This window comes from Vibrio genomosp. F10 str. 9ZD137 (assembly GCF_049974785.1).
Classification (GTDB): Bacteria; Pseudomonadota; Gammaproteobacteria; order Enterobacterales; family Vibrionaceae; genus Vibrio.
This window is the reverse complement of sequence record NZ_JBNGCJ010000159.1, coordinates 1-3,813: the sequence shown is the minus strand read 5'-3', so window position 1 is coordinate 3,813 and position 3,813 is coordinate 1. Positions and strand designations below refer to the sequence as shown.

4 protein-coding genes are annotated in these 3,813 nt (G+C 41.8%); all 4 read left to right on the top strand.

Annotation, left to right across the window (positions count from 1 at the left end; translation table 11 throughout):
- Positions 1–132: 132 nt before the first annotated feature.
- Complete coding sequence (gene pflA, locus ACP45E_RS02000; protein WP_017033832.1) at positions 133–873, top strand: pyruvate formate lyase 1-activating protein; 741 nt, start codon at positions 133–135, stop codon at positions 871–873.
- Between the two features lie 54 nt (positions 874–927).
- Positions 928–1,428, top strand: coding sequence for a YfbU family protein (locus ACP45E_RS01995; RefSeq protein WP_017033833.1), 501 nt, complete (start codon positions 928–930; stop codon positions 1,426–1,428).
- Between the two features lie 266 nt (positions 1,429–1,694).
- A complete protein-coding gene (locus tag ACP45E_RS01990) occupies positions 1,695–3,629 on the top strand; it encodes a PrkA family serine protein kinase (RefSeq protein WP_069584645.1) in 1,935 nt (644 codons plus the stop codon).
- Between the two features lie 94 nt (positions 3,630–3,723).
- Positions 3,724–3,813 (top strand): DUF444 family protein (locus ACP45E_RS01985; protein ID WP_141707183.1); only part of this gene is annotated, 90 nt, incomplete at its 3' end.

The following is a 3,813-nucleotide window of genomic DNA, read 5'->3' as shown; positions in this document are numbered from 1 at the left end:
ACCGCGAAAGATCAACACGCCCTAATAACCATTTTAATAACCGTGGAAAAAATGCAGTTAATGCTACAAGCACTGTTTATAACCTGCTATTTATAATAAAATAACGTCAAATTTCCTTTTCGAGATGAGTTCATGTCTACAACTGGTCGCATTCATTCTTTTGAGTCTTGTGGTACCGTCGATGGCCCTGGCATTCGGTTTATTGTGTTTATGCAAGGGTGCTTAATGCGTTGTAAGTATTGCCATAATCGCGATACATGGGATACACATGGCGGAAAAGAAGTCACTGTCGAAGAAATTATTACCGAAGCCAAGTCATACCGACATTTTATGAAGGCATCAGGTGGGGGAATTACTTGTTCCGGAGGCGAAGCGATGCTTCAACCTGAGTTTGTGAGAGATTTCTTCCAGGCAGCGCAAGCCGAAGGTATTCATACTTGTCTTGATACCAACGGGTATATTCGCAAACACACCGATGTCGTTGATGATGTTCTTGCCTCTACCGATCTCGTTATGCTAGATCTCAAGCATATGAAAGACGAAATCCATCATGATTTTATCGGTGTTTCTAATAAACGCACGCTAGATTTTGCTCGCTACTTACACAAAATCGGCCAAAAAACTTGGATACGCTACGTGGTTGTTCCTGGTTATACCGATGACATCGAAGCGGTGCACATGCTGGGTGAGTTCATTAAAGATATGGATAATATTGAAAAAGTTGAACTTCTACCGTACCACAAGCTAGGAGCGCACAAATGGGAAGCGCTGGGTTTTGAGTACGAACTGGAAGGCATCAACCCTCCGTCAAAAGAGTCCATGGACAATATTCAGTCAATTTTGAGCCAGTATCATTCTAACGTAAAGTACTGATCAATAATGTTATAGTCTTTTATAAATATGTATTAACACGAGTAGAGAATTATTATGGAAATGACCAATGCTCAACGTTTGATCCTTTCAAACCAGTATTACTTGATGTCTCAAATGGACCCTGAAAACCGTGGCAAGTACCAACGTTTTCAGACCATTGTAGAGCGTGGTTACGAATTGCAAATGCAGGAGCTAAATAAAGACTTCGGTTGTATCGTTGAAGCAGAGTGTCGTCAGGTGATTGATATTTTGGAAATGTACCATGCGATGCAAGAATCGAACAAAATGCTCAAAGACGATGAGCGTAAAGACGTCGACCAAAGACGATTACAGTTTTTAGGGTTTGATATCGCTCGCGAATCACAGCTCGTCAATTACGTTCGTTTCTTAATTGACTCTGAAGGCTTATACCCGCACTTTGATAAAGCGGATCACCACTTCAATAGCCAAATGCCTATGCTTGAAAAGTATCGCCGCATGCTGGCAACGTGGCGAGCTTGCCCTCGTCAATATCACTTGTGTGCGACTGAGTTGAATCAAATCTTTAATGCATAACTTTAATGCATAACTTTAATGCATGAACTTGGAGCATAAGTCCAAGTAAACCCAATTCGATAAAGGTTAGCGTAGCGCTGGCCTTTTTTTGTACCTTATTCCGTGAACATCTTCACCACCTCATTCTCTCCCCATCCCTCTATTTTGCAATTAAACGCATAATTGTTAAGCACAATTCTAAAACTAAACTAATCTTAACTATGAAAGGATTTGTATTTCGATTGCGGGTTGTTTGACAGTTTGAACGGTTCAAAGGGGATTTCATGATGAGTATTTTCGACCATTTCCAAGCACGCTATGAGGCAGCCAAAGACGAAGAGTTGTCGCTTCAAGAGTTTCTTTCTCTTTGTAAAGAGGATAAGAGCGCCTACGCAAACGCAGCAGAGCGACTACTGCTCGCTATTGGTGAACCAGAAGTTATCGATACCGCCTTAGACCCCACCCTAAGCCGAATTTTCTCTAATCGTGTTATCTCAAGATATAAGACATTTGAAGATTTCTACGGCATGGAAGACGCAATTGAACAAATTGTCTCCTATTTAAAACATGCGGCGCAAGGCTTAGAGGAACGCAAACAAATACTCTATCTACTCGGCCCTGTTGGGGGCGGTAAATCATCCTTAGCTGAAAAACTAAAAGCACTCATGCAGCAAATGCCTATTTATGTGTTATCGGCGAATGGCGAGCGAAGCCCAGTTAATGACCACCCATTTTGCCTTTTTGATGTCAATGAAGATGGCGAGGTCTTAAAACAAGATTACGGAATCGAAAAACGCTATGTACGTTCAATTATGTCTCCATGGGCGGCTAAACGTCTCAAAGAGTTTGGGGGGGACTTATCTAAGTTTAAAGTCGTGAAACTGCGCCCTTCTATTCTTGAGCAAATTGCCATCGCCAAAACAGAACCTGGTGATGAAAACAACCAAGACATTTCATCTCTGGTCGGAAAAGTCGATATTCGTCAGTTAGAACATTTTTCTCAAGATGACCCAGATGCATACAGTTACTCTGGTTCATTGTGTAAGGCAAATCAGGGATTAATGGAATTTGTCGAAATGTTCAAAGCGCCAATTAAAGTATTGCACCCTCTATTGACCGCAACGCAAGAGGGCAATTTTAACGGTACAGAAGGGTTATCTGCTCTGCCATTTGATGGCATGATTTTGGCTCACTCTAACGAATCTGAGTGGCAAACGTTCAGAAACAATAAAAATAACGAAGCGTTCTTAGACCGTGTTTACATTGTCAAAGTCCCTTATTGTTTGCGTGTTTCTGAAGAAATTAAGATCTACCAGAAATTGCTTGAACATTCCGAACTGTCTAAAGCCCCATGCTCACCGAGTACTCTGGGCTTATTGGCACAATTTACTATCCTCTCTCGTTTGAAAGAGCCAGAAAACTCTTCTCTGTTCTCCAAAATGAGGGTATATGATGGAGAAACTCTAAAGGACACGGATCCGAAAGCGAAAAGCTATCAGGAGTACCGTGACTACGCAGGGGTCGACGAAGGTATGTCTGGTTTGTCTACACGTTTCGCTTTTAAGATTTTGTCGCGAGTCTTTAACTTTGACCAGACCGAAGTCGCCGCCAACCCAGTTCACTTGTTCTATGTCATCGAGCAGCAGGTTGAAAGAGAGCAGTTTCCACAAGAGCAAGCTGAAAAGTACCTTGAGTTTCTCAAAGGCTACCTCGTACCTAAATATGTCGAGTTTATTGGTAAAGAGATCCAAACAGCCTACCTCGAATCTTATTCCGAATATGGACAAAACATATTCGACCGTTACGTGACCTATGCGGATTTCTGGATTCAAGACCAAGAATATCGTGATCCAGAAACGGGACAGTTGTTTGATAGAGGCGCACTCAATAGTGAACTCGAGAAAATAGAGAAAACAGCGGGCATCAGTAATCCGAAAGATTTCAGAAACGAGATAGTCAACTTCGTATTAAGAGCGAAAGCAAACAACAACGGTAAAAATCCGGTTTGGACCAGTTACGAGAAGCTTCGTACCGTTATTGAGAAAAAGATGTTTTCGAATACTGAAGAACTGCTCCCCGTTATCTCTTTCAATGCTAAGACGTCATCAGACGACCAGAAAAAACATGACGATTTCGTCGCTCGTATGATGGAAAAAGGATACACCGAAAAACAAGTTAGATTGCTGTCTGAGTGGTATTTACGCGTTCGTAAATCTTCTTAATCGTAAGCAACGCTAAAACCGACAGTCTTTAGCCATCGTACGATCACATGGTGGTTAAAGGCTCAGTGGAGTGATGTTTAATGAGGAATTGCTGATGGCACAATTTATCGACAGAAGGCTTAACGGGAAAAACAAGAGTGCAGTCAACCGACAACGTTTTTTACGCCGCCATAAAGAACAGATT